The sequence below is a fragment of the Companilactobacillus kimchii DSM 13961 = JCM 10707 genome (genome assembly GCF_001435445.1).
In the GTDB taxonomy this organism is placed as follows: Bacteria; Bacillota; Bacilli; order Lactobacillales; family Lactobacillaceae; genus Companilactobacillus; species Companilactobacillus kimchii.
The window spans coordinates 197,058-222,155 of sequence record NZ_AZDH01000014.1 but is presented as its reverse complement, the minus strand read 5'-3'; the positions used below and the strand labels follow the sequence as shown (position 1 = coordinate 222,155).

The 25,098-nt window shown below is 36.0% G+C and carries 23 protein-coding genes; 18 read left to right on the top strand and 5 right to left on the bottom strand.

Annotation, left to right across the window (positions count from 1 at the left end; all coding sequences use genetic code 11):
• Positions 1-35: 35 nt before the first annotated feature.
• The 9 genes from metG (at position 36) to FC97_RS06540 (ending at position 9,555) form a co-directional block, all read left to right on the top strand.
• Positions 36-2,054, top strand: a complete 2,019-nt coding sequence (metG, locus tag FC97_RS06580; protein ID WP_054642410.1) for a methionine--tRNA ligase — start codon at positions 36-38, stop codon at positions 2,052-2,054.
• Positions 2,054-2,815 carry a TatD family hydrolase gene (locus FC97_RS06575; protein ID WP_054642411.1) on the top strand — a complete coding sequence of 254 codons (762 nt, stop codon included), beginning with the start codon at positions 2,054-2,056 and terminating at the stop codon, positions 2,813-2,815. Before metG ends, FC97_RS06575 begins: the two co-directional genes overlap by 1 nt.
• Before the next feature lie 2 nt (positions 2,816-2,817).
• Entirely contained in the window at positions 2,818-3,393 is a 576-nt protein-coding gene (gene rnmV, locus FC97_RS06570) for a ribonuclease M5 (protein WP_054642412.1), read from the top strand.
• Positions 3,380-4,258 carry a 16S rRNA (adenine(1518)-N(6)/adenine(1519)-N(6))-dimethyltransferase RsmA gene (gene rsmA / locus FC97_RS06565; RefSeq protein ID WP_054642413.1) on the top strand — a complete coding sequence of 293 codons (879 nt, stop codon included), beginning with the start codon at positions 3,380-3,382 and terminating at the stop codon, positions 4,256-4,258. The genes rnmV and rsmA overlap by 14 nt, the downstream gene beginning before the upstream one ends.
• Before the next feature lie 267 nt (positions 4,259-4,525).
• On the top strand, positions 4,526-4,816 hold the full coding sequence (locus tag FC97_RS06560) for a Veg family protein (RefSeq protein ID WP_025084371.1): 291 nt from the start codon (positions 4,526-4,528) through the stop codon (positions 4,814-4,816).
• Positions 4,817-5,097: 281 nt separating this feature from the next.
• The gene (purR, locus tag FC97_RS06555) at positions 5,098-5,940 is read left to right on the top strand and encodes a pur operon repressor (protein ID WP_025084372.1); all 843 of its coding nucleotides are present in this window, start codon (positions 5,098-5,100) and stop codon (positions 5,938-5,940) included.
• 74 nt (positions 5,941-6,014) lie between these two features.
• Positions 6,015-7,403: a bifunctional UDP-N-acetylglucosamine diphosphorylase/glucosamine-1-phosphate N-acetyltransferase GlmU gene (glmU, locus tag FC97_RS06550; protein WP_054642414.1), complete on the top strand. Its 1,389-nt coding sequence runs from the start codon at positions 6,015-6,017 to the stop codon at positions 7,401-7,403.
• Positions 7,404-7,416: 13 nt separating this feature from the next.
• Positions 7,417-8,394, top strand: coding sequence for a ribose-phosphate diphosphokinase (locus tag FC97_RS06545; protein ID WP_056967952.1), 978 nt, complete (start codon positions 7,417-7,419; stop codon positions 8,392-8,394).
• A 129-nt stretch (positions 8,395-8,523) separates the two neighbouring features.
• A complete protein-coding gene (locus tag FC97_RS06540; protein WP_054642415.1) occupies positions 8,524-9,555 on the top strand; it encodes a hypothetical protein in 1,032 nt (343 codons plus the stop codon).
• Positions 9,556-9,627: 72 nt separating this feature from the next.
• On the opposite strand, the gene mscL is transcribed toward FC97_RS06540, so the two are convergent.
• From mscL to FC97_RS06520, 4 genes are all read right to left on the bottom strand, one after another.
• The gene (gene mscL, locus FC97_RS06535; RefSeq protein WP_054642568.1) at positions 9,628-10,041 is read right to left on the bottom strand and encodes a large conductance mechanosensitive channel protein MscL; all 414 of its coding nucleotides are present in this window, start codon (positions 10,039-10,041) and stop codon (positions 9,628-9,630) included.
• Between the two features lie 348 nt (positions 10,042-10,389).
• Complete coding sequence (locus FC97_RS06530; protein WP_054642416.1) at positions 10,390-12,084, bottom strand: glycerol-3-phosphate dehydrogenase/oxidase; 1,695 nt, start codon at positions 12,082-12,084, stop codon at positions 10,390-10,392.
• A gap of 137 nt (positions 12,085-12,221) precedes the next feature.
• Positions 12,222-13,562 carry an HD domain-containing protein gene (locus FC97_RS06525; RefSeq protein WP_054642417.1) on the bottom strand — a complete coding sequence of 447 codons (1,341 nt, stop codon included), beginning with the start codon at positions 13,560-13,562 and terminating at the stop codon, positions 12,222-12,224.
• Positions 13,562-14,368 carry a lipoate--protein ligase family protein gene (locus FC97_RS06520; RefSeq protein ID WP_054642418.1) on the bottom strand — a complete coding sequence of 269 codons (807 nt, stop codon included), beginning with the start codon at positions 14,366-14,368 and terminating at the stop codon, positions 13,562-13,564. Before FC97_RS06520 ends, FC97_RS06525 begins: the two co-directional genes overlap by 1 nt.
• A gap of 55 nt (positions 14,369-14,423) precedes the next feature.
• On the opposite strand from FC97_RS06520, the gene FC97_RS06515 reads away from it, so the two are divergent.
• The 8 genes from FC97_RS06515 to FC97_RS06485 all read left to right on the top strand — a co-directional run bounded on the left by FC97_RS06515 (position 14,424) and on the right by FC97_RS06485 (position 22,312).
• Complete coding sequence (locus FC97_RS06515) at positions 14,424-14,864, top strand: YwiB family protein (protein WP_054642419.1); 441 nt, start codon at positions 14,424-14,426, stop codon at positions 14,862-14,864.
• Between the two features lie 46 nt (positions 14,865-14,910).
• Positions 14,911-15,558, top strand: coding sequence for a DNA-directed RNA polymerase subunit delta (gene rpoE, locus FC97_RS06510; protein ID WP_056967950.1), 648 nt, complete (start codon positions 14,911-14,913; stop codon positions 15,556-15,558).
• A 165-nt stretch (positions 15,559-15,723) separates the two neighbouring features.
• Complete coding sequence (locus tag FC97_RS06505; RefSeq protein ID WP_054642420.1) at positions 15,724-17,337, top strand: CTP synthase; 1,614 nt, start codon at positions 15,724-15,726, stop codon at positions 17,335-17,337.
• A gap of 40 nt (positions 17,338-17,377) precedes the next feature.
• Positions 17,378-18,652: a UDP-N-acetylglucosamine 1-carboxyvinyltransferase gene (locus FC97_RS06500; RefSeq protein WP_054642421.1), complete on the top strand. Its 1,275-nt coding sequence runs from the start codon at positions 17,378-17,380 to the stop codon at positions 18,650-18,652.
• Positions 18,653-18,908: 256 nt separating this feature from the next.
• Positions 18,909-20,405 (top strand): ribosomal protection-like ABC-F family protein, encoded by a 1,497-nt coding sequence (abc-f, locus tag FC97_RS06495; RefSeq protein WP_054642422.1) that lies wholly within the window; start codon positions 18,909-18,911, stop codon positions 20,403-20,405.
• Positions 20,406-20,514: 109 nt separating this feature from the next.
• Positions 20,515-20,979, top strand: coding sequence for an ATP-binding cassette domain-containing protein (locus FC97_RS13670; protein ID WP_225868697.1), 465 nt, complete (start codon positions 20,515-20,517; stop codon positions 20,977-20,979).
• Between the two features lie 75 nt (positions 20,980-21,054).
• Complete coding sequence (locus FC97_RS13665) at positions 21,055-21,963, top strand: ATP-binding cassette domain-containing protein (RefSeq protein ID WP_225868698.1); 909 nt, start codon at positions 21,055-21,057, stop codon at positions 21,961-21,963.
• A 100-nt stretch (positions 21,964-22,063) separates the two neighbouring features.
• Positions 22,064-22,312, top strand: a complete 249-nt coding sequence (locus FC97_RS06485) for a type B 50S ribosomal protein L31 (RefSeq protein ID WP_025084384.1) — start codon at positions 22,064-22,066, stop codon at positions 22,310-22,312.
• 42 nt (positions 22,313-22,354) lie between these two features.
• On the opposite strand, the gene FC97_RS06480 is transcribed toward FC97_RS06485, so the two are convergent.
• Positions 22,355-23,587 carry a multidrug efflux MFS transporter gene (locus tag FC97_RS06480; RefSeq protein WP_082397504.1) on the bottom strand — a complete coding sequence of 411 codons (1,233 nt, stop codon included), beginning with the start codon at positions 23,585-23,587 and terminating at the stop codon, positions 22,355-22,357.
• Between the two features lie 89 nt (positions 23,588-23,676).
• Between FC97_RS06480 and FC97_RS06475 the strand changes: the two genes are divergently transcribed.
• The gene (locus FC97_RS06475; protein ID WP_054642424.1) at positions 23,677-25,041 is read left to right on the top strand and encodes a UDP-N-acetylmuramoyl-tripeptide--D-alanyl-D-alanine ligase; all 1,365 of its coding nucleotides are present in this window, start codon (positions 23,677-23,679) and stop codon (positions 25,039-25,041) included.
• Positions 25,042-25,098 lie beyond the last annotated feature (57 nt).

The window sequence follows — 25,098 nt, the reverse complement described above, 5'->3', positions numbered from 1 at the left end:
TTAATATCAATTTGAAAGCGGTGGAGGTTAATATATTGACTGAAGAAAGAAAAACTTTTTACATTACAACACCCATTTATTATCCATCAGGAAAATTAACAATTGGGAACTCATATACAACGATTGCAGCGGACACTCTAGCTCGTTACAAACGTAATGAAGGCTATGACGTTTTCTTCCTAACAGGAACTGACGAACATGGTCTCAAAATTGAACAAAAAGCCGAAGAAAAGCATATGGAACCACAAGAATATGTTGATATGATGGCTAAAGGAATCAAGGAGCTTTGGAAGAAGCTCGATATCTCTAACGACAAGTTCATCCGTACAACAGATGATTATCACGTTAAAGCTGTTCAAAAAATTATTGAACGCCTAATTAAACAAGGGGATATTTATTTAGGCGAATACGCAGGTTGGTATTCAGTTGATGATGAAGAATACTTCACTGAATCACAAATGGCTGAAGTTTATCATGATGAGAATGGTAAAGTTATCGGTGGTAAAGCTCCTTCAGGTCATGAGGTTCAACTTGTTAAGGAACCATGTTATTTCTTCAAAATGAGCAAATATGCTGATCGTCTATTGCAATATTACAAAGACAACCCAACCTTCATCGAACCAGAAATTCGTAAGAATGAAATGATCAATAACTTTATCAAACCAGGTCTAGAAGACTTAGCTATTTCTAGAACAACTTTCAACTGGGGTGTTAAAGTTCCAAGTAATCCAGAACATGTTGTTTATGTTTGGGTTGATGCACTTTTGAACTATATCACTGCTCTTGGATATGAAAGCGACGACGATTCACTCTTTAAGAGATACTGGCCAGCTAATGTTCAATTTGTTGGTAAGGAAATTGTTCGTTTCCATACTATCTATTGGCCAATTATTTTGATGGCTTTAGGTGTTGAATTGCCTAAGCAAGTCTTTGGTCATGGTTGGTTATTAATGAAAGACGGTAAGATGTCTAAATCTAAGGGAAATGTTGTCTATCCAGAGATGTTAGTTTCTAGATATGGACTAGATTCACTTCGTTACTACTTAATGCGTGCAATGCCATTTGGTAGTGATGGTGTCTTCACTCCCGAAGATTATATCGACAAGATTAATTACGATTTAGCTAATGACTTAGGAAATCTATTGAACAGAACTGTTTCAATGATCAATAAGTATGACGATGGTCAAGTTGTTTCAGTTACTGCTGTGACAGATCTTGATAAGGATCTTGAGAAGTCATATGCTGATACTTTGACAGCTTACAGAGAACATATGGATAAGTTTGAATTCCCTGATGCTTTAGCTAGTGTCTGGTCATTCATCAGTCGTGCTAATAAGTATATTGATGAGACACAACCATGGGTTCTTGCTAAAGATGACAGTAAGAAGGCTGAGCTACAAGCAGTTCTAGGTCACTTGGCTGAGGCATTACGTTTGATTGCGCTACTAATCAGTCCAGTTATGACACAAGCCCCAGTTAAGATGTTTTCTCAATTGGGTCTTGATTATAGTAGTGATAAGTCACTTGATTTTGGCGATACAGTAGTTGGTAAGACCGTTACTGCTAAACCAGAACCAATTTTCCCACGTTTGGATGCTGAAGAAGAGGTCAACTATATCAAAGGTAAGATGGCTGAAGAACAAGCTAAGCATGGTGCTGGTAAGTTGAGTAAATCTGCTCAAGCTAAGGCTAAAGCACAAGAAGCAGCAGACGATGGTTTTCCTAAGGAAATTGAATTTGATGACTTTGAAAAAGTTAAGATGGTTGTAACCGAGATTCTTGACGTTAAGCCAGTAAAGAATTCAAGTAAATTACTTCAATTCAAGTTGGATGATGGATCAGGCGTTGATCGTCAAATTCTTTCGGGAATGCATAAATTCTATCCTAACTATAAAGAATTGATTGGTAAGAAAGTTCTAGCTGTTGTTAACTTGAAGCCTCGTAAGATGGTTGGCGAATGGAGTAACGGAATGTTGCTTTCAAGTGAAAAAGGTGACGAAGTAAAACTTGCTATCGTGGATAATTCACATAAAAATGGAGCTATTTTAGGCTAATGAAAATCTTTGATACACATACACATTTAAATGATGAAGCTTTTGCTGGTAAGACCCAACAATTCATTGATAATGCCAAGGAACTAGACGTTGTTGAAATGGCTATTATTGGTTCTAATGAAGAGTTCAATATTGAGGCTATTCGTCTAGCTCAGAATTACCAACCATTGCACGCTGTAGTCGGTTGGCATCCTGAATTTGCCAAAGAATACAATGAAGAACAATTGGTCAATCAGATCAAATTACCCGAAGTTGTAGGAATTGGTGAAATTGGCTTGGATTATCATTGGGAGGAAGATCCAGATCCCAAGATTCAACAAAAAGTTTTGATTCAACAATTGGATGTAGCCAAACAATATAACATGCCAGTTTCAATTCATTGTCGCGATGCTTTTGATGATATGTATGAAATCCTTAAGAATCATGATATGTCTAAGTCAGGTATTATAATGCACAGTTTCAATGGGGATGTTAAATGGCTTAATCGCTTCTTAGATCTTGGTTTATGGATTTCTTACAGTGGTGTCGTTTCATTTAAAAACGCACCTGAGGTTCACGAGTCTGCTAAGAATACACCACTAGATCGATTGCTAGTGGAAACTGACGCACCGTACTTAACACCTGAACCATATCGTGGTCATTCTAATCAACCGGCATATACAAGATATGTGGTTGATGCGATTGCTAAACATAAAGATATTTCACCTGATGAAGTTGCTGAACATACCTTCAAAAATGCTCATAAAGTGTATAATCTATAAACATGAAAAAAATAAAAGAAATTATAGTAGTAGAAGGTAAATCCGATACTAATCGGTTAAAAGATTGTTTCGGTGATATCGATACGATTGAAACAACTGGTTCGGCACTTAACCAAGAGACAATCGAACGTATCAAGATTGCTCAAGAAAAGCGTGGCGTAATTGTCTTCACTGATCCCGATTTTAATGGAAATCGTCTCCGAACTATTATTCAAAAGGCTGTTCCTGATGCTAAACAGGCCTTCCTACCAAGAGCTCAAGCAGTTCCAAAAAAGAGTGATGGTAGTTTAGGAATAGAGCATGCTAATGATGCAGATATCAAGGCGGCTTTATCAGCCGTTTATACTAGAACCGATAACGATTTTAAAGATTATGACCATGATGACATGGTAGATCTTGGATTAGTGGGAAAAAGTGATTCACATTTACGTCGTGAATTCGTTGGTTCAGAGTTGAAGATCGGTTATACTAATGCCAAACAATTTTTGAATCGTCTGAATATGTTTCAAATTGCACCACAAGATTTAGTCGCTGTAGTTGAAAAATTTGATAAAGGAAGTACTCATGACACAAAATAGATTAAGTATCGCTGACCCTATTCGTACTAATGACATAATGCGTAAGTATAAGTTACGTGCGAAAAAAAGTTTGGGGCAAAATTTTTTAACGAATGAAAAAGTTTTAGACGGAATTGTGGATGCTAGTGGTTTAAAATCAGATGAGATTGCTATCGAAATTGGACCTGGTATCGGTGCTTTGACTGAAAAATTAGCACAAGTGGCTGAAAAAGTTTATGCGTTTGAAATTGATGAGAATTTGATTCCCGTATTAGCTGATACGTTGCAGTATTACGACAATATCGAAGTTATTAATCAAGATATTTTGAAAGTTGATTTAGATGAATTCGTCAAAGAACATGATTTGGTTGGTAAAACAATCAAGGTTGTAGCTAATTTGCCTTATTACATCACCACACCAATTATGTTGAACTTGATTAATAGTGATTATCCGTTCCAATCACTTGTTTTGATGATGCAAAAAGAAGTAGCTGAAAGAATCACTGCCAATCCGGGGCATCGTGAGTATGGTTCTTTAACTATTGCAGTGCAAACACAAATGGATGCAAAGATTGATCGTATTGTCGGTCGTAATTCTTTCATCCCACGTCCTAAGGTAGATTCAGCCGTTGCGGTCTTGAATCGTTTACCAAAGGAAAAAGTAGATATCAGTGATCCAGTGTTCTTCAATAAAGTAGTTCGTTCCGCTTTTGCGCATAAACGTAAGAGTTTGATGAACAATATGTTGAACTGGCAAGGAAGAACTGATGAAAATAGAGCAAAGATCAAAGCAGTCTTTGAAAAATGCAATATTGGTGAAAACGCCCGTGCTGAAGAAGTTTCAATCGAGCAATTCAAGCAAATGGCAATAGAGTTTGCAAAATAGTGTTTCTTATTGTTCAAATTAAATGATTTATAAAAAAATAGCGATTTCTATTTGGAATTCAATATTTATCCAGTTAAGTAGATGTTGAGTTCTCTGAATAGGGTTGCTATTTTTGTTTCAAATATTTAGAGAATTGCATGATAAATAGAATAGAAAATCTGTTATGAAAGACAGCGCCAAAGAAATAATTTTATGCCAAGTGAAAGTTTTTCTTGAAAAAAATAATAAAACGTGGTAAAATTTCACTCCTAAGGAGTGATTATTATAATGCCAACATCATTGAAGACAATCAAGAGTCGTTTAGATTCACACTTAGGTGAGAATTTGACTATTGTCGCACAAGCAGGTCGTAAGAAAGTAATCCGCCGTCGCGGAACTTTATCAGAAACATTCCATTCAGTTTTTGTGGTAGATTTGGACCAAAATGAAAATTCTTTCGAAAGAGTTTCATACAGTTATGCAGATCTATTAACAAAATCAATCGATATTCATTTTGACAATGAAGAAGAAGTAGCTGAAACTGATTCTGACTCAGACACTGAGGCAGAGGCTGAATAATAAGAATCCGTTAGTTGGAATAATTGAACAGTGAGTCTATTTTCCAAGCAATAAAGCAAATAGGTTATGGTAATCAAAGTTGATTATCATGACCTATTTTTTGTTTTTCAGTTGTTCACGGAATTCTATATCAATCAACTTGGTTACGGAAACAGCATTCAAAATTTATACAAAAAATTATAAAGTTTGTAAAATGATACTGGTTACATTCAAAAAAACATGAATTGTTCATTGTTTTGCTTTATAATCTTGTAGTGAGATACGTTTTAGGAGAAAAAAAGATGAAAACACGAAGAAGCGAACGTTTAATTGATATGACTCGCTATTTACTTGAACGACCACATACGCTGATTTCATTGGCGTTTTTTGCTGATCGTTATGAATCAGCTAAGTCGTCAATATCTGAGGATTTGGGTATTTTGAGAAGAACATTTATGATCAGAGGGATCGGTGTTCTGGAAACATTGCCTGGTGCTGGTGGTGGTGTGATTTTTACACCCGGAATTTCTAAGAAAGAAGCAACCGAATTTGTTGAGGAAACGTCTAAAAAGTTAGTTGAACCCAACCGTATTTTACCTGGTGGGTATTTGTACTTGACTGATTTATTGGCTGACCCTGAATTATTGAGAAATGTTGGTCGTATGATTGCCACTCAATATTCACAAAGCTCAATTGATGTCGTTATGACGGTGGCTACTAAGGGTATACCAATTGCCCAAAGCGTGGCTAATTTCTTGAATATTCCATTTGTGATTGTTCGTCGTGACTCGAAAATCACTGAAGGATCAACTATTAGTGTCAACTATGCATCAGGTTCATCTGATCGTGTTGAAAAAATGGAATTGTCCAAGCGCAGTTTAGAAGAAGGATCACGTGTATTAGTTGTTGATGACTTCATGAAAGGCGGCGGAACCATCAATGGTTTGCGCAGTCTGATCTCCGAATTCAATGCTATTTTTGTTGGTGCAACGGTCTTTGCTGAAAATATCAATATTAATAGTCAATTTGGTGATTCTGACGTAACGTCAATTTTCAAAGTAACAAAAATTGATACCAAGAATCGAGTTTTGAATGTGGAACCGGGAAATTATTTAACAAATACCGATTTCAGTTATTTTGAATAAATTCTTGATTGAGCAGTTATATATAATAATGCTATTATATATAAGGATATTTGAATGACTGAAGGGAGTTTCTGATGTCGAATCGTTATGTAATAATTCTTGCTGCCGGTAAAGGTACAAGAATGAAGTCGAGACTATACAAAGTATTGCATCCTGTTGCTGGTAGAGCAATGGTCGATCATGTTTTGACGCAAGTTGAAAAGATCGAACCTGACTTGATTGAAACTGTTATTGGAAATGGTGCTGATAAAGTTAGAGATCTACTTGGTGATAGAACTAACTATGCTTTGCAAGAGGAACAATTGGGAACAGCAAATGCTGTAATGCAAGCTGAAAAAGATTTAGGTAACAAAGAGGGTATAACGCTCATTGTTAATGGTGATACACCATTATTCACTGCTGATACTTTTGAAAAATTGTTAGATTATCATGAAAAAGAAGAAGCAGCCGTTACAATTTTGACAGCGCATGCTGATAATCCATTTGGTTACGGCCGTATCGTCCGTGATAATGGTGGCAACGTTGAAAAAATTGTTGAACAAAAAGATGCTTCAAGAAGTGAACAAGAAATACAAGAAATTAATACTGGTGTATTGTGCTTTGACAATAAGTTATTATTTGAAAACTTACACAAAGTTAATAATGATAATGCCCAAGGCGAATATTATTTACCTGATGTAATTTCATTACTTAAAGAACAAGGCAAGAAAGTTTCAGCTTTTGAAATGGCTGATTTGAGCGAATCATTAGGTGTTAATGATCGTGTTGCTTTGTCACAAGCTGAAAAGATTATGCAAAGAAGAATCAACGAAGCACATATGCGTGATGGCGTTACAATCGTTGATCCTGATAATACATATATTGATATTGATGTTGAAATTGGTAACGATACAGTTATCGAACCAAATGTAAAAATTTTTGGTAAAACAACTATTGGCTCTGAATGTGTTATTGGTTCTGGCTCAAGAATTTCTGATTCTGAGATTCAAGATAACGTTGAAGTTATTAGTTCAACAATTGAGAGTGCCATTATGCATAAGGGTAGCAACGTTGGGCCTAACTCACATCTAAGACCAAAGGCTGAAATTGGCCGTGATGTCCATATTGGTAATTTCTGTGAAGTTAAAAATGCTAAAATTGGTGACAGAACTAAAGTTGGTCATTTGACATATGTCGGTGATGCAACTCTTGGAACTGATATCAATGTTGGTTGTGGAGTGGTTTTTGTTAACTACGATGGTGTTAAGAAGTGGCACAGTAATATCGGTGACCATTCATTTATTGGTAGCAATTCAAATATTATTGCCCCAGTAGAAATGGCTGATCATTCATTTATTGCCGCTGGTTCAACTATTACTAACGACATTCCTAAGCATGCAATGGCTATTGCACGTGAAAGACAAACTAACAAAGAAGATTTCTGGGAAAGATTACCACTATCAAAAAGTGAAGATTGGAAATAAGGGTGAATAATTAATGTCATGTCAAAATAATGAACAACCAATGAAGATTTTTGCATTGAACTCTAACAAACCTTTAGCAGAAAAAATTGCTAAGGTTGTAGGAGTACCACTTGGAAAGTCATCAGTTACACGTTTCAGTGATGGTGAAATCCAAATTAATATTGAAGAAAGTATTCGTGGATCAGAAGTCTTCTTGATTCAATCAACTTCAGCACCAGTTAACGATAATTTGATGGAATTATTGATCATGGTTGATGCTTTAAGACGTGCTTCAGCTAGTGTTATCAATGTTGTGATTCCTTATTATGGTTATGCTAGACAAGATCGTAAGTCACGTTCACGTGAACCTATTACTGCTAAATTAGTTGCTAACATGTTGGAACGTGCCGGTGTAGATCGTGTACTTGCACTTGACCTTCATGCTGCACAAATTCAAGGATTCTTCGATATTCCAGTTGACCATTTGATGGGTGCTCCATTGTTAGCTGATTACTTCCTAACAAACCATCTAGAAGAGGGCGCTGTTGTTGTTTCACCTGATCATGGTGGTGTAACTCGTGCCAGAAAACTAGCTGAATTCTTGAAGACACCAATTGCTATTATCGATAAACGTAGACCTCGTGCCAATGTTGCCGAAGTTATGAATATTATTGGTAATGTTAAGGGCAAACGTGCCATCATTATTGATGATATGATTGATACTGCTGGTACAATTTCTCTAGCATCTCAAGCACTTATTGATGCTGGTGCTACTGAAGTTTATGCATGTTGTACACACCCAATCCTTTCAGGTCCTGCTATCGAAAGAATTGAAGCATCACCAATCAAGACTTTAGTTGTTACTGATTCAATCAATTTTCCTAAAGAAAAAATTATCGACAAAATGGTTCAAGTTTCAGTTGGACCACTTATCGGTGAAGCAATTCAACGTGTCCATGAAAATGAACCTGTCAGTCCATTGTTCAATACACGTTTTAAGAACAAAAAATAAGCTTCAAATAAAAAGAGTCACTTCTCAGAAAGTGGCTCTTTTTTTCATGGGTTATTGGTATTAACTCTTTTTAGTACGTGATAATATGAGCAATAGAAGAAGGTCATTAGAACCTTTTGAGGTGATAGGATGAAACAATATAAAGTTATCGTTTGGGGCCTTGGAAATGTTGGCCGAGCAGCTATCAGAATGATTCAAGAAAAACAATCATTAAAACTAGTTGCTGCTGTTGATGTTGATCCTAAAAAAATCGGTCGTGATTCTGGTGAAATATTTAATTTCCCTAAAACCGGTGTTACTGTAACTAATAATATTGAAGATGCATTGAAGTTAGATGCGGATGTCGTTTTGGATTATACACCGTTAGTTCGTGACGAAAAGGGCGGCTTTACTCCTAGTGCACTTGATATTTGCCGAGTATTAAAGTCTAAAAAGAATGTTGTCACAACTTTACCAATCTATTATTCACAAGTAACAACTCCAGATTTGTATAAGATGATCGATGATACTGCTAAAGAAAATGGTGTTTCATATTTACCAACCGGATTATTGCCAGGAGCCTATGCATCATATATTCCAACAGTTTTGGCGGGCCTAATGGGACATGTTGATAAAATAACCGTTCAATCAGGTGAAGATGATCAACACAATTATTCAAGTTGGGTCAAAGTTTTTGGCTATGGTATGGATCCAGACAAGTTTCCACAAGATAAACTTAAATTAGGAATTGCTTCATACTACATCTCAGGTGTTTATGAGATGGGGGAGCGCCTAGGAATTAAGTTTGACGATGTAAAAGTTGATCATGAGTGGTATACAGCTCCACAAGATTTGCATCCAACCTTTGGAACGGTTAAGAAAGGTACTATTTATGGACACAAGTTTACAATGAGTGGCATGGTCAATGGTGAAGCTAAGGTAAGTTTGATTTATGTACACAAGATTTGTGATGATGTTGTTAAAACACCTGCTATTGATAATGAAATTCATATCGAAGGGATGCCAAAGTCATTGGATATCAGCATCAATGGAATGATGCCCCTAGATGAAAGTTATGTAACTAGTGCAGCACCAAGCGTTAATGTAATTCCGATGGTAGTTGATGGACCAAGTGGATTTTTGCAAGCTCTAGATTTGAAAGTTGTTACACCTTTGCATTAAAAATTTGAAACAAAAAAATCCGTATTAACTGTTTGTGGGAATAGTCCCAATGCAGTTAGTACGGATTATTTTTTAGTATCGATTGTTATTGTTGTTATTTCTTTGTTGATATCTCAATAGGTCACGAATTTGTTGTAAGTATTCAGTTTGTGGATCAGGAATTTCATCACCATTTTTATCAAACTTACTACGTGAACCGTCACGACGCATTTTATTCATCATTTTAACAATTACGAAAACAACGAACATAATGATCAAGAAATTGATTATAGCATTGATGAAGTCACCGATTAGAAAATTTGCACCTAAAACTTGGAACTTCATGTCTGATAAATCAATTTGCCCAATAATGAGACCGATTAGCGGATTTAAAATGTAGGTAGTTAGCGCTGATACCAAACTGTTGAAAGCAGCACCAACGATAACACCGACGGCTAAGTCAACAACACTACCACGGGAAATAAACTCTTGGAATTCCTTAAACATTTTCGCCAAATCTCCTTCATTGATTTTACCTTTTTCAAAGTACAAGACTCACTCTACTATATTTTCAAAAAAATAAAAGAGGTGACATAAATATTTAGTGAAATTTTAATTGAGATTATTATTTTACTGGGGGAAATATGCCGTCCTCCGCAAAAGTTGAAAATACTGGTGGAACGCTGTGGACTAGTAGGCAATTCTATTTATTATTTCTTTTCTAAATTTTTAAAATAAAAATAACAGTATCTACTTAGAGTGAGCGTAGTTACGTCTCTAAATAGATACTGTTTTAGATTTTCAACTTTTGTGGAAGACGGAATTTTAAACTAACCATAGTAAGAATAATTCAGTTTATTTGTTAATATACTGTGCATACTTTTTCTTGATATCTCTTAAATCAGTTAAGGCTAGCTTAGTATCAACTTCGTCAGTCATTGTCTGTTTGGTGTTATCATCCCAATCGTAATATTTAGCCATGCACTCAATGACTGGTGTCTTGATAGAGCGCATGTGTTTGATATCGAAAAGCATTTGGCTACTACGACGTAAGAGATAGTCAATTGGATGTTCTACCATTTCATGTTCTAGGCCGTATCTTAACATGGCCCAATCAATTCTAGGTAGACGAGCTTTAGTTTTGGTTTCTGGCAATAATTGATAAATAGTATCAACATTGGAACCATAACGTTGAACTAGCTTTTCGGCTTCATCACGTGTCAGATTGTGGTTAGTGATTCCTTCGTGAACGGCTTTATCGAAGAAATCCATCCAATGTTCTTCGCCACCAACATCGCCACCACCAAGCGTTAAATCTTTGGTCTGTGCGGGTTGGAATTCGTAATTAGTTTCAGCTGATAGTTGTTGAGCTACTCGATCGACAATTTTCTCAGCCATTTTACGATAACCAGTTAATTTGCCACCAGCGATTGATAATAGGTCACTGTCAGATTGGAAAATTTCATCTTTACGAGATATTTCGGAAGGAGATTTACCTTCTTCCTGAATTAGTGGTCTGACACCAGACCAACCAGCCTCTACATCATCAGGTGTTAGGTATTGAGGTAAATCGAACATTTGATTTGCTGCGGTTAAGATATAGGTCACATCGGTAGCTGTGATATTAGGTTCTTTTGGATCTTCGGTCCAAGTGGTATCAGTGGTACCGATATAAGTTTTACCTTCACGGGGAATAGCAAACATCATACGATTGTCATGGAATGGAGTGTCAAAATAGATTGAATTAGAAATTGGAAATTTGTCATGATCAATGACTAAATGAACTCCCTTAGTTAAATGGAGATGTTTACCCTTATTAGAATCATCCATTTGTCGGATTTCATCAACCCACGGTCCACAGGCGTTAACAACCTTTTTAGCGTGTATCTCACCAATTTCGCCATTGATTTGATCTTCATAAGTAACGCCGCAAACACGTTTGTCATCATTATAAAGTAGACCGGTGACTTTAATATAGTTAGCAATTTTGGCACCTAGGTCGTTAGCTTTTTTCAAAACCTCCAAAGTTAGACGAGCGTCATCAGTTCTATATTCAACGTAAACGCCAGCACCCTTAAGGTTTTCTGATTTCAAGTAAGGTTCGCGCTCCATAGTGTCGCGTGGTTTTAACATATATTTACGTTCAGAGTACTTTACTTCAGCTAATCGATCGTAAACATCTAATCCGATGGCAGTCGTAAATGGACCAAAGGTTCCACCGTCATAGAAAGGTAACATCATCTTCAATGGGGTAGTGATTTGAGGAGCATTATTGTAAACAATGGCCCGCTCACTACCAACTTCGTGAACTTCTTTGATAGCTGCTTGTTTTAAGTATCTTAAACCACCGTGAACTAGTTTGGTAGAACGACTTGAAGTTCCAGAAGCAAAGTCACACATTTCAACTAAGCCAGTTTGAATGTGCCGACTTTGAGCGTCTAAAGCAATACCGCTACCGGTAATACCACCGCCGATAACAAGTAAATCTAGTTGGTTGGTTTGCATATCTTGTAGATTCTTAGTTCTTGTGTTATTTGAAAATTCTTTCATGTTGCCCTCCAATCGATAGATGCTGATTATTGAATTCAAAATAATCATAATCTCACTGAATAAGAATTGCACGAGTGAAATAGAAAATTAATACATTTATTTTAATTAAAATTTCAAAAATATGAAAGAACCACGAATTAGATGATCGTATCGTTGTAAATATGTTTTTGAAATTCGTCGTATTCGTTACTAAAAATGTCATCAGAATGTTCCAAAAGCATTGATTTAGGGAAGTAGAAACGCTCGTCTCCAGAAATTTTACCGGTCAAAGCTTTGACTAAACGACTTATAGTGGATAATTCAATTAATGAACCATCATTTTGCATGATTTCAATCTGAGTCCGACTCTTGTTAGAGTTGGGGTTGTAAACATCATAAGGTAAATCGTAGCTAGTGTTAGTATCAGTGTAATACTTCTTTTGGAAGCCGACACTTTCAACGATGTCAGCAATTTCTGGCAACAAATGTTTAGTCTTTTTATCGTACTTGGCCGATTTAAAGGGGTTACGTGCTAGGAAGCGGTAAGACAAATCCTTGAGAATTTCATCAGGATAACTTTGCCAAAGAGTAAAGTAGGTATTGAGAATGCCATCATCCAAAAGTAAGTAGTCATCAATGTTAACTTTGTTTTCGAAGAAAGGAATCAGGAGACTAGGCATTTCAAAACCGTTCATGTGGTTATGTTCGTATAGGTCTTTGGCTCTTTGCAGCAACTTAGTTAGGACAACTTCCATACCACGAGAAACGGGATGGAAATAAACTTGTTGATACATTTGGAAACGACTTAGTACATAATCTTCGACAGCGTGCATACCATCGTAGTCAAAAGCAATCCCGTCTTTATAAGGGCGCATCACTCGTAAAATTCTAGTTAAATCGAACATTCCATATTTGGTACCTGTGAAATAAGCATCACGTAATAGATAATCCATACGGTCAGCGTCAATTTGGCTAGAGATCATCTGTACAACTTGGGGATTGGGATAAGTATGAGAAATGACACTAGCGACTTTTTCAGGGAAGTCATCGGAAACTTGCTTCAAAACGTGATTGATTTCAGTTTCTGGTGATGTGATGATCTTTCTAGTCCACATTTCATGGTCAGTATCGAAGATATGTTCAAAGGTGTGTGAATAAGGGCCGTGTCCGACGTCATGTAAAAGAGCAGCACATAAGGCTACAATTCGTTCATTGTCATCCCAAAGTCCATCTCCAGGAGTCTTTGTAGAATAATTTCTTTGAAAATTATCACAGATTTGACGGGTTATCTCATAAACACCGATGCAGTGGCCGAAACGAGAATGTTCTGCACCGTGGAAAGTGAATGAAGCTGTGCCAAGTTGTTTAACCCGACGGAGTCTTTGAAATTCCTTAGTATTGATTAGATCTAAAATGACTTTGTGTTGAACGTGAATATAATTGTGAATTGGATCGCGGAAAACTTTTTCACGTGGTAACATTTCGATATGATATGGCATTATTTTTCCCCCAATATTTGTTGATTACGTTTGATTAAATCTTTTAAAGTTGCATTGTAGGCTTCTTGATATGGTAAAGAATTCTGAATAATGAAAAATTCCTCTTTACTAATAGTATATTGCTTCGCTATGGTAGCTAAAATCTTTTGCTTAGCTTGCTCAATTGAGAGATTGTGGCCTAATAAAGTATCAAGATTTTCCATCGAGTGAATATCTATTTGCGGATAACCACTTTTTGGAGGATAATTACTAATTTCGTAAAAGTCTTTCATCAATTGACTGCGGTCTTTTTGTTGTCCGTTGACACTGATGTAGGCCATAATAGCTACAGCATTTCCCGCTCTTCGTTGGGAGATACCGGCAAATTTTTTCTGATCAATGCTGAGGTCGTATGTTCCTGGACAATAGGAGGTGCTGATCTCACCAGTTTTGATTTTGAGAGAAAAGCTTTCTTTGAGGACAGTGAACATTTTTTCATAGGCATCATCGATCAATAAATTATCCTTGTCTGGTAAAAAAATGGAGAAGTTAAGAATACCAGCATCGGTAACTACACCGAGTCCACCTGAATTGCGAAGGTAGAAAAGATAATTTTTTTCTGATAACATTTCTAAGCCAGCTTGTAAATTATTGAGACGCTTGTCTTGCATACCTAATATAACAGTTGGCGGTGTAACCCAAAAATGGATTACGGGTTGATTATTTTCGGAAACAAATTTTAAAATAGCCCCAGTATCTGAAAAAGGAACAAGCAGATCTTTGCTAGAGCTTATTTTTTGGTCGTATAATATAATAGTATTGTTCACTTAATCACTTCTTTTAATTAATTAATATAATTTTATCATGTAGAGGCGGTAAGGATTGGAAAATAATAGTATTGATATAAATGTGAATTTGAGTATTGAGACTTTGCAATCAGGTAATTTGACGAAAACGAAGATTGCTGAGCCAGGTAAGTTCACTCAAATGGGTAAATCAATTTATCTAAGATTTAATGAAAGTCTAGAGAATGGTGCGAATGCATCCATCTTAGTAAAGGTTGGTGGCGACGGTGAAATCCATATTAAACGTGTTGCCAAATCGACTAATTTGTCTTCACTTTTATATTTTACACATCAGAAGCATAATAATGGACAATTGGAAACGGAATATGGTGTTCTACCACTAGATACATTTACCAAAGATTCAAAAGTCGAAATCGTAAGTAAACCACTTTCAGGAAAAATAAACATTGATTATGATTTGATTTACGACAATAATGTAATAGGTAATTATAAGTTTAGATTGATTTTTGGCGTATAGGTAGATATGATTATAAGTAAGACGCTGCGAAAGGACGTGTACACGTTTGAAGTTTGATAAATTCAAGGATCAAAATAAAGACGAACTCTCATTGATTGAGGTTGCATACGAGATTCTTAACGAGAATAACAAGAAAGTTATGAACTTTTCTGATATCGTTAATGAAATACAAGACTACTTAGGCAAGTCGGATGAGGACATCAAGAGATCACTTCCACAATTTTACACAGATTTAAATAACGATGGTAGTTTTCTTTCATTAGGTGAGAATGTATGGGGCTTACGTAAGTGGTATCCATATGATTCAGTTGATGAGGAAGTAAATCATCCTGAGGATAATGGTACAGAAAATGCTCATAAAGCCGCCCAAAAGGTTAATGCCTTCTTGAGTGACGATGATGAAGATGACGATGTTGTCGACTATGAAGATGATAGTGATTTAGATGTTAATGAGATGGACGACGATGACGATAGCGATGGTTCAGACAATGGTCCTGACCTATCTAAATTTACTAACTCAGATTTGACATCAGTTGATGATGACGACGATGATCCTCATGATGAAGGATTAGACGACGGTATCGAAGGTCAATTATCTGAATTTGACGCGGACGATGATGACGATGAAGACATTGATCTTAACGACGACGATGATGATGAAGATGATGACGACGACGATGATAAAGAAAATTAAGTTTAACTTTTTGAATTAAAAGTTTGACGACTCGAACATATCACGGTATTATATAGTTCGGGCTCTATTAGATAGACAACTTTAAGTTCCCTGTTCATGCTGAATGGGGAACTTTTTTATTTTTGTGAGTTAAGAAATCCCTAGAATTAATATGTGGAGGAAGTTATGACTAAATACATTTTTATTACAGGTGGAGTCGTTTCATCATTAGGTAAGGGAATCGTTGCCGCATCCCTTGGTAGATTGCTAAAAAATCGCGGACTTAAGGTAACAATGCAAAAATTTGATCCATACATTAACGTGGACCCAGGAACAATGAGTCCATATCAACACGGTGAAGTTTTTGTTACAAACGATGGTACAGAAACTGACCTTGATCTTGGACACTATGAAAGATTTATCGACAACGATTTGAACAAGTATTCAAATGTTACTACAGGTAAGATCTATTCAGAAGTTATTCGTCGCGAACGTCGTGGTGATTATAACGGTGCAACTGTTCAAGTTATTCCACATATTACAGATATGATCAAACAAAAAATCATGCGTGCTGCAACTACAACAGATTCAGATGTTATTATTACTGAAGTTGGTGGTACTGTTGGTGATATTGAATCACAACCATACCTAGAAGCATTGCGTCAAATGAAGGCCGAAGTTGGCTCAGAAAATGTTGTTTATATTCATACATCACTAGTACCTTACTTGAAGGCAGCTGGCGAAATGAAGACAAAACCAACACAACACAGTGTTAAAGAATTACGTGGTATCGGTATCCAACCTAATATCTTGGTTGTTAGAACTGAACTTCCAATGCCACAAAGTATGAAAGACAAGATTGCATCATTCTGTGATGTTGATTCTGAAGCAGTTATCGAATCACGTGATGCTAAGTCATTGTATGACGTTCCATTGAATCTACAAGCACAAAACTTTGATGACATTGTATGTCGTTACTTGCACTTAGATACAAAACCAGCTGATATGACAGATTGGCATAAGTTGGTTGACCGTGTTAACAACTTGAAACATAAGACAAAGATCACTCTAGTTGGTAAATATACTAAATTACAAGATGCTTACATTTCCGTTACTGAAGCACTTCGTTCAGCTGGATATGTTTATAATACAGAGATAGAGATTGAAAAGATTTCAGCTGACCTTATCAATGATGACAATGTTGCCGATTATCTTAAAGATTCTGATGGTATTCTAGTACCAGGTGGTTTTGGTAGTCGTGGCCTTGAAGGTATGATTGCTGCTATTAAGTATGCTCGTGAAAATGATGTTCCATATCTTGGACTATGTTTAGGTATGCAAATGGCAAGTATTGAATTTGCTAGAGATGTTGCTGGTATCAAAGATGCTACAACAGGTGAAGTTGATCCAGATGCAGCAAACAAGATCATCGACATTATGGCAGATAAGAAAGATGTTGAAGACCGTGGTGGTACATTACGTTTAGGTGCTTACCCATGTAAATTAAAACCAGGTTCAAAGACAGCTGCTGCTTATGGCAATCAATCAGTTATCCAAGAAAGACATCGTCACAGATATGAATTTAACAATGAATATCGTAAACAATTTGAAGATCTTGGACTAGTATTCTCAGGTGTTTCACCAGATAACCACTTGGTTGAAGTTATCGAAATTCCTGAAAACAAGTTCTTCATTGCTGCTCAATACCATCCAGAATTCTTGTCAAGACCTACTAAGCCAGAAGGCCTATTCAAAGGCTTTATCGGTGCAGCTTCAGGCCTTGAAGAAGACAACATGTAGTCTTCTCTTGAAGTAGTCAAATATAGTTAGGAAAAAGCTTATGCAAAAACTTGTAATCAACGGTGGAAAGAAATTATCAGGTGAAGTAACAATTGGCGGGGCTAAGAATAGTACTGTAGCCTTGATTCCAGCTGCTATTTTGTCTAATACACCTGTAGTGTTAGATTCAGTACCACAAATTAGAGATGTAAAAAATTTGCGTTCAATTTTAAAAGATATGAACGTTACTTCTGAAATGAATAATGATGTATTAAAAATTGATCCAACTAATATCCAATTTGCTGAATTGCCTAGTGGAAAAGTTAGTAGTTTGCGAGCTTCATATTACTTTATGGGAGCAATGCTAGGCCGTTTTGGTAAAGCTGTTGTTGGTTTCCCAGGTGGGGATGACATCGGACCACGTCCAATTGATCAACATATTAAAGGATTTGAAGCACTAGGTGCACACGTTGAGAACAGACACGGGCAAATCATTATTACAGCTCCTGAAGAAGGTCTTAAAGGAGCAAAAATCTTTTTAGATATGGTTTCAGTTGGTGCAACAATTAATGTGATTCTGGCTGCTGTTAAAGCTAAAGGAACAACTATAATTGAAAATGCTGCCAAGGAACCTGAAATCATTGACCTAGCAACGTTTTTGAACAATATGGGAGCAACTATCCGTGGCGTAGGTACCGAAACAATTCGTATCGAAGGTGTTGATACCTTACGTTCAAATAATGCTCATACTATTATCCCAGATCGTATTGAAGCAGGAACCTATCTTAGTTTAGCTGCAGCTAATGGTGGCGATATTTTGGTAAAGAATATCATCAGTGAACATTTGGATGCCTTTTTAGCTAAATTAGATGAAATGGGTGTGAACCTTGAAGTTGGAGAAGACAGCATTTACGTGAAGCCATCTCCCAACTTAAAGGCTGTTAACATCAAGACAATGCCATATCCTGGTTTTGCTACAGATTTGCAACAACCAATTACGCCATTACTGATGAAAGCCAGTGGTGAAGCAATGATTGTTGATACTATCTATCCCAAGCGAGTAAAACATATTTCTCAATTGACTAAGATGGGTGCTAATATCACAAGCGAAAATGATTTGATTTTTGTTCATGGTGGAGCTCAATTGAAGGGTGCTAATGTTAGTGCCGATGAAATCAGAGCTGGCGCTTGCTTGATGATTGCCGGTTTGTTGGCTGATGGTCAAACAGTGATTGATCATGCTGAAAATATTCTGCGTGGTTATGATCAAGTCGTTTGGAAATTACATTGTTTAAATGCTGATGTTAAGCTGATTGGCGAAGATGATTTAGTTTAGTCTTGACTTTAAGGATTTAAATTGGTAGATTTAGTGATAGTTTAATACAAGAGAGGAAGTGCGCCGTTGAGAAAATAAGCTAGAGTTCAAAATTATACAAGTATAGAAATATATGGTGTGTAGTTTGGCTCGGCTTAAATTCTCAACAGTGCTTCCCAAAAACAATTAGGGAACGCTGTTTAGCGTTCTCTTTTTTGTCGAAAAGAATGAGCAAACCAAGTCGATCTGACCCGCACCTTAAGTGGGGTGTTGTTTTATGGGAACAATTCAAATAGAAAATGTCAGTTTTAAATATGATCAAATGGTGGATAATTTATTCAATGCTTTAAATTTAAAGATTGATGAGAGCTGGAAATTAGGTTTAATCGGACGTAATGGTCGTGGAAAAACAACTTTGATGAAGATGTTGTTAGGACAGTTACAGTATCAAGGCCAAATCCTTTCCAATTTGAATTTTTATTATTATCCACAGACGGTTGTTGATAAAAATGTGCCAACCGTTGAAGTAGTTAAGAATTTAGCACATTTAGAAGATTATGATCTTTGGAAAATCGAAATTGAATTAGAAAAGTTGCAAGTTGACGTAGACGTTTTGCGGCAAGAGTTTTCAACCTTGAGTCCAGGTGAACGGACCAAAGTATTGTTGGCAATCTTGTTTATTGATGAATCAGGATTTCAATTAATTGATGAACCAACTAATCACTTAGATATTGAAGGTAGAAAGATTGTTTCAGAATATCTCAAGAGTAAAAAAGGCTTTATTGTGATTAGTCATGATAAGAGCTTCTTGAATCCAGTAATTGACCATGTTATTTCAATTGATCGTAGTGACGTAGTAGTGTACAAAGGAAATTTTGATACTTGGCAAGAACAAAAAGAACGTCAAGATCAGTCAGAGTTGGCTGAAAAGGAGCAGTTAAAGAAAGATATTAATCGACTTCATGAAACAGCGGTTAAACGTGAGAACTGGTCCAGACAAACTGAATCGCATAAGAATAGAAAGCATTACACTGAAAAAGTGCATTTGGATAAAGGCTTCATTGGGACTAAGGCAGCTAAGATGATGAAAAAGGCCAAAACGGCTGAACGTCGAGTTAATTCGGCTATCGATGAGAAGAAAACTTTATTGAAAAATATCGAAATAGAAGCCCCTATCGAACTAAATTACGAAAAATTATCGCATCCTGACGTATTTGTACAGGTAGAAAATTTAACATTACAACATGAGAATATTGTGACACCAACAGTTGATTTCAAAGTGAAACGAAATCAAGTAGTATCCTTGATTGGACCTAACGGAATTGGTAAGACAACTATCTTTAAACAAATTCTAGGTTTGTCACAGCCTTTTGAACAGGCTGGACAGATCCATGTTGCCAATAATTTAAAAATTTCTTATTTACGTCAAGACAATGAGTTGCAAGGCACTATCAGGCAGTTAGCGGAACAAAAACAAATCGAACCAGAATTGATTTTTTCTAATTTACGTAAATTAGGTTTTGAACGTTATCTTTTTGAACAACCGATTGAACAAATGAGTCAGGGACAACGTCGAAAAGTCGCACTAGCAGTCAGTTTATCAGAAAAGGCTAATCTTTATTTCTGGGACGAACCGTTAAATTATTTAGACGTAATTACTCGTCAACAAATTATCGAGGCAATAAAAAAACAACATCCAACGATGTTGTTAATTGATCATGATCAGGATTTAATTGATGCGGTATCTAGTAAAAAGATTGAACTACATAAATAATTATGTGGAAACGAAAGGGAGTTTTAAAGTTGAGAAAAAATTCTTTAATACATCATATAAATTTATGTAGTCCAAGTAAGCCTTTGACTACATCGGGGGTATTTTTCTTATGGGAACAATACAAATAAAAGATGCTAGTTTTAGATATGACCAAATGGCAACAGATCTTTTCAGCAAAATCAATTTGAAAATAGATGAGTCGTGGAAATTGGGTCTGATAGGACGTAATGGCCGAGGTAAGACAACTTTATTAAAGATGATAATGGGGCAATTAAACTTTTCAGGGGAAATAATTTCTAATCTGAACTTTTATTATTATCCACAGACGGTTGTTGATAAAAATGTGCCAACCGTTGAAGTTGTTAAGAATTTAGCACATTTAGAAGATTACGATCTTTGGAAAATTGAAATTGAATTAGAAAAGTTGCAACTGAACGCCGATATTTTGCAACGAAAATTTTCTAATTTAAGTCCGGGTGAACAAACTAAAGTGTTGTTGGCTATTCTGTTTCTCGATGAATCAGGTTTTCAATTGCTTGATGAACCGACGAATCACTTAGATGTTGAAGGATGAAAAACAGTAGCTAATTACTTAAAAGGTAAAAAGGGATTTATAGTTATAAGTCATGATAAAAGTTTTTTAAATCCAGTGATTAATCATGTAATATCAATTGATCGAAACGAAATTTCGATTTATAAAGGAAACTTCGATACTTGGCAACGGCAAAAGAATTATCAGGATGAACGAGAATTATCTCAAAAGAGGCAGTTGCAAAAAGATATTAATCGTTTAAAGGTCACAGCTAACGAACGAAGAAATTGGGCATTGGAATCGGAAGTCAATCCTGATAGTACTGCCAGAAAGATGATGAAGAAGGCCCAACATGTCCTGAAACGAATTGATAAATCGGTAAGTGAGAAGCAGTCTTTATTGAAGAATATTGAGATTGAAAGTCCATTAAAATTTAATTATCAAGAATTAAAGTACCCTAAGGTTCTTCTACAGGTAGTTGGTTTATCCTTGAAAAAGAGTGCGATAGTGGTTCCTAAAGTTGATTTTAAAATAGAAGTGAATCAAGTCGTTTCACTTATGGGACCCAATGGAATTGGAAAAAGTTCAATGGTCAAAAGTATTTTAGGATTGTCTCATTTTTTTGAACAAAGCGGAGATATTCAATTGGTTAAAGGGTTAAAAATTTCTTATCTACGTCAAGACAATGAGTTGCAAGGCACTATCAGACAGTTAGCGGAACAAAAACAAATCGAACCAGAATTGATTTTTTCTAATTTACGTAAATTAGGTTTTGAACGTTATCTTTTTGAACAACCGATTGAACAAATGAGTCAGGGACAACGTCGAAAAGTCGCACTAGCAGTCAGTTTATCAGAAAAGGCTAATCTCTATTTCTGGGACGAACCGTTGAATTATTTAGACGTAATTACACGTCAACAAATTATCGAGGCAATAAAAAAACAACATCCAACGATGTTGTTAATCGATCACGATCAAGATCTAATTGATTCAGTTTCTAGTGCTAAGGTTTACTTACATTATTAGAATGGTATTGAATAATTGTGTAACTCATGATATTATTAGACACTGTTAGTAATTTAATCTATATTTCTGTAAAAGATTTATGGCAAAGGAGCGACATAGAATGAAACAAGGAATTCACCCAGATTACCATCAAGTTGTATTTATGGACTCATCAACAGGTAAGAAATTCTTAGCTGGTTCAACTGTTGAATCAAAAGAAACAACTGATTACGAAGGTAACGAATATCCATTAATTCGTGTTGAAATCTCATCAGATTCACATCCTTTCTACACTGGTAAACAAAAGTTTGCTCAAGCAGATGGACGTATCGACCGTTTCAACAAGAAATATGGCTTGTCAAACAAGTAAAAAAAGTCATCCGAATGGATGGCTTATTTTTTTTGCAAAGCTTTATATTTTGACTTTGCTTTTCTTTGATTTCAAATGTGTATAAACCCAGATAAAGTTGATCAAAGCTAAACCACTAGTACTGATAAAGACAGCGGAATAACTTAAAGCACTGGTGATATAAGAACCTAGAAGTGGTCCACAGACATTACCAACTGATTGGAATGACTGATTATATCCGAAGATTCTACCAGTGTATTTTGGATCAGTGTATTTGGCTAGGATTGTCTGAACTTGAGGGACCAAGCAGGCATCGGAAACGCCAACTAAGAATCTCAAAGCAGCTAGCTGCCAAACATTAGTGACGAAGGCTTGTGGAATGTAAACCAAGATGGCAAAGATTAATCCGCCAACTAAAATTTTCCCCGTTCCAATCTTATCACCCAAAGCACCAAATCTAGGTGCCGCAATAATATTAGCAATACCTGGCATCGCTGCAACGACTCCGGCAACCAACGTGACCTGACTAGAATTGTGCATCAATTGTTTAACGTACAAACTGATGATCGGATTGATTGAGTTGTTAGAGGTCTGAATGATCATGGTTGTGACAAACATTGCCAAAATGAGATTAGGATTTTTCAACTTGTGGAAAATTTCCTTAGTTGATTCCTCTTCACCTTTGGGAATTGGTTTGAAATCTTCTTTGATGAAGATAGTAACCAAGATGAAAGCAATGAAAAGTAGAGAGCCGGTTATCATAAAGGGAATTCGATAACCAAAATATTGTGCAATTACACCGCCGACCAGTGGACCTAATAAAGTACCGGAGATAACACCGGTGTTTAAGGTACCCAAGGCTTTTCCACTTTCAGATCTAGGAGCTGTTGAAGCAATTAACGTATTGGAGTTACTAACAAATCCAGAAAAGACACCTTGAAGGAGTCTTAAAACAACTAATTGCCAAGGTGCAGTTACGAAGGCCTGTAGGAAAATAACAATCGCCATACCAAGTGAAGCCCGGATCAGCATTAATTTCCGACCTCGACGGTCAGCAATCTTACCCCAAATAGGAGAAATGATCGCCATGACCAAAAAGGTCGATGAGAAGGCAATACCATTCCAGATCACAAGTTGACTTTTTGTGAAATTACCTAACTGGTTAATGTATAATGGCATAAAAGGTGTAATCATACTAAAGCCAATACCTGATACAAAAGTACTAAACCATAAAACTATTAGATTCTTTTTCCAATAATTATTCGGTTCGGGAGTATCACTTGTATTAGATGTCATATACATCAAATCCTTTCTAAGTATCTTAGTATACTCTTTTTTTGTTTATATCTTATAAAATTATTTTTTCAAATTAAGGAAGTTTTTCTATGAAGATGAAGTTAAGGGAAGTTTACTCTGCATTAAAAATTGAAAGTGACAACGTTGAAGATGTTGAAATAACAGGGGTTTGTTTCGACAGTCGTAAAGCTAAAACTGGTGATTTATTTTTTCCATTGCAGGGGGAACGTGATGGACATGAGTTTATTAATAGTGCAATTAAGAATGGTATCAGTGCGACTATTTGGCAAAGTGATCACGAAGTTCCTAACGACGAAGTACCTTACGTTGTTGTAAAAAATGTTTCAGAAGCTTTTGAAAATTTAGCTAAGTATTATTTAAAGAAAGTAAATCCTAAAGTTGTTGCTGTGACAGGTAGTAACGGTAAAACAACGACTAAAGATATGATTGCCAAAATTTTAAGTACGAGCAATAATGTTGCTAAAACTCCACAAAACTTCAATAATGAAATTGGTGTGCCATACACAATTTTGAATATGCCAACTAATACTGAAGTTTTAGTTGTCGAAATGGGAATGGATCGTCCTGGTCAAATTGACCATTTGAGCGATATTGCTAACCCTGATATTTCCGTTATTACAATGATTGGTGAAGCGCACATTGAATTTTTTGGTACTAGAGCTAAAATTGCTGATGCAAAAATGGAAATCGTCGATCATCTTAACGAAGATGGAACCTTTGTTTACAATGGGGATGAACCACTACTGTTGGAGCGTGCTAAAAAAGTTAGTCAAAGACAAGCAACTTTTGGTAATCATGATAATAATGACTTGTATGCAACGGAAATTAATCCTGGTAAAACGACCACTAGTTTTAAAACTAATTTGTGGCCCGAACTAGATTTCGAAATCCCAATGATGGGTGAATACAATGTTAATAATGCTTTGGCTGCAATGCTAGTAGGTAAAATGTCTCATATTAAGCCGGAAGCTATGCAACAAGCATTGAAAGATTTATTTGTGACAGCCAACCGTACTGAATGGATGAAAGCTCAAAATGGTGCTGATATTTTGAGTGATGTTTATAACTCTAATCCAACTGCAGCTATCGAAGTACTTAACAGTTTGAAGGATATTAAGACTACAGGTCGTAAATTGATTGTCTTAGGCGATATGCTAGAGTTAGGTCAGGCATCGGAAACGCTCCATGAGTCCTTAGCAAGCCATATTAATAAAGAAGATTTTGCCAAAGTTTATCTTGTTGGTGACTATATGAAGTATTTACGCAATAAACTCAGTGCTAAATATGAAACAAACGATCTTTTTTGGTTCGAAAAGGATCAGTTGGAAGAATTAACTACAAAATTAAAAGAAGAATTACAGCCCAATGACACGATTTTATTAAAGGGTAGCCATGGAATTCACTTAGAAAACGTTTTACATGAACTAATTTAGTCTTGTCGATTGAGATTGTTCATAAAACATGGTAGAGTAGATAGATTGTTATTTATC

Coding starts and splice junctions, on each gene's coding strand:
- FC97_RS06575 (WP_054642411.1), top strand. CDS start 2,054: ATGAAAATCTTTGATACACATACACATTTAAATGATGAAGCTTTTGCT.
- rsmA (WP_054642413.1), top strand. CDS start 3,380: ATGACACAAAATAGATTAAGTATCGCTGACCCTATTCGTACTAATGAC.
- FC97_RS06560 (WP_025084371.1), top strand. CDS start 4,526: ATGCCAACATCATTGAAGACAATCAAGAGTCGTTTAGATTCACACTTA.
- purR (WP_025084372.1), top strand. CDS start 5,098: ATGAAAACACGAAGAAGCGAACGTTTAATTGATATGACTCGCTATTTA.
- FC97_RS06485 (WP_025084384.1), top strand. CDS start 22,064: ATGAAACAAGGAATTCACCCAGATTACCATCAAGTTGTATTTATGGAC.
- rnmV (WP_054642412.1), top strand. CDS start 2,818: ATGAAAAAAATAAAAGAAATTATAGTAGTAGAAGGTAAATCCGATACT.
- FC97_RS13670 (WP_225868697.1), top strand. CDS start 20,515: ATGGGAACAATACAAATAAAAGATGCTAGTTTTAGATATGACCAAATG.
- FC97_RS06525 (WP_054642417.1), bottom strand. CDS start 13,562: ATGCCATATCATATCGAAATGTTACCACGTGAAAAAGTTTTCCGCGAT.
- FC97_RS06480 (WP_082397504.1), bottom strand. CDS start 23,587: ATGACATCTAATACAAGTGATACTCCCGAACCGAATAATTATTGGAAA.
- FC97_RS06505 (WP_054642420.1), top strand. CDS start 15,724: ATGACTAAATACATTTTTATTACAGGTGGAGTCGTTTCATCATTAGGT.
- FC97_RS06545 (WP_056967952.1), top strand. CDS start 7,417: ATGTCATGTCAAAATAATGAACAACCAATGAAGATTTTTGCATTGAAC.
- abc-f (WP_054642422.1), top strand. CDS start 18,909: ATGGGAACAATTCAAATAGAAAATGTCAGTTTTAAATATGATCAAATG.
- FC97_RS06530 (WP_054642416.1), bottom strand. CDS start 12,084: ATGAAAGAATTTTCAAATAACACAAGAACTAAGAATCTACAAGATATG.
- mscL (WP_054642568.1), bottom strand. CDS start 10,041: ATGTTTAAGGAATTCCAAGAGTTTATTTCCCGTGGTAGTGTTGTTGAC.
- glmU (WP_054642414.1), top strand. CDS start 6,015: ATGTCGAATCGTTATGTAATAATTCTTGCTGCCGGTAAAGGTACAAGA.
- FC97_RS06475 (WP_054642424.1), top strand. CDS start 23,677: ATGAAGATGAAGTTAAGGGAAGTTTACTCTGCATTAAAAATTGAAAGT.
- FC97_RS06540 (WP_054642415.1), top strand. CDS start 8,524: ATGAAACAATATAAAGTTATCGTTTGGGGCCTTGGAAATGTTGGCCGA.
- FC97_RS06500 (WP_054642421.1), top strand. CDS start 17,378: ATGCAAAAACTTGTAATCAACGGTGGAAAGAAATTATCAGGTGAAGTA.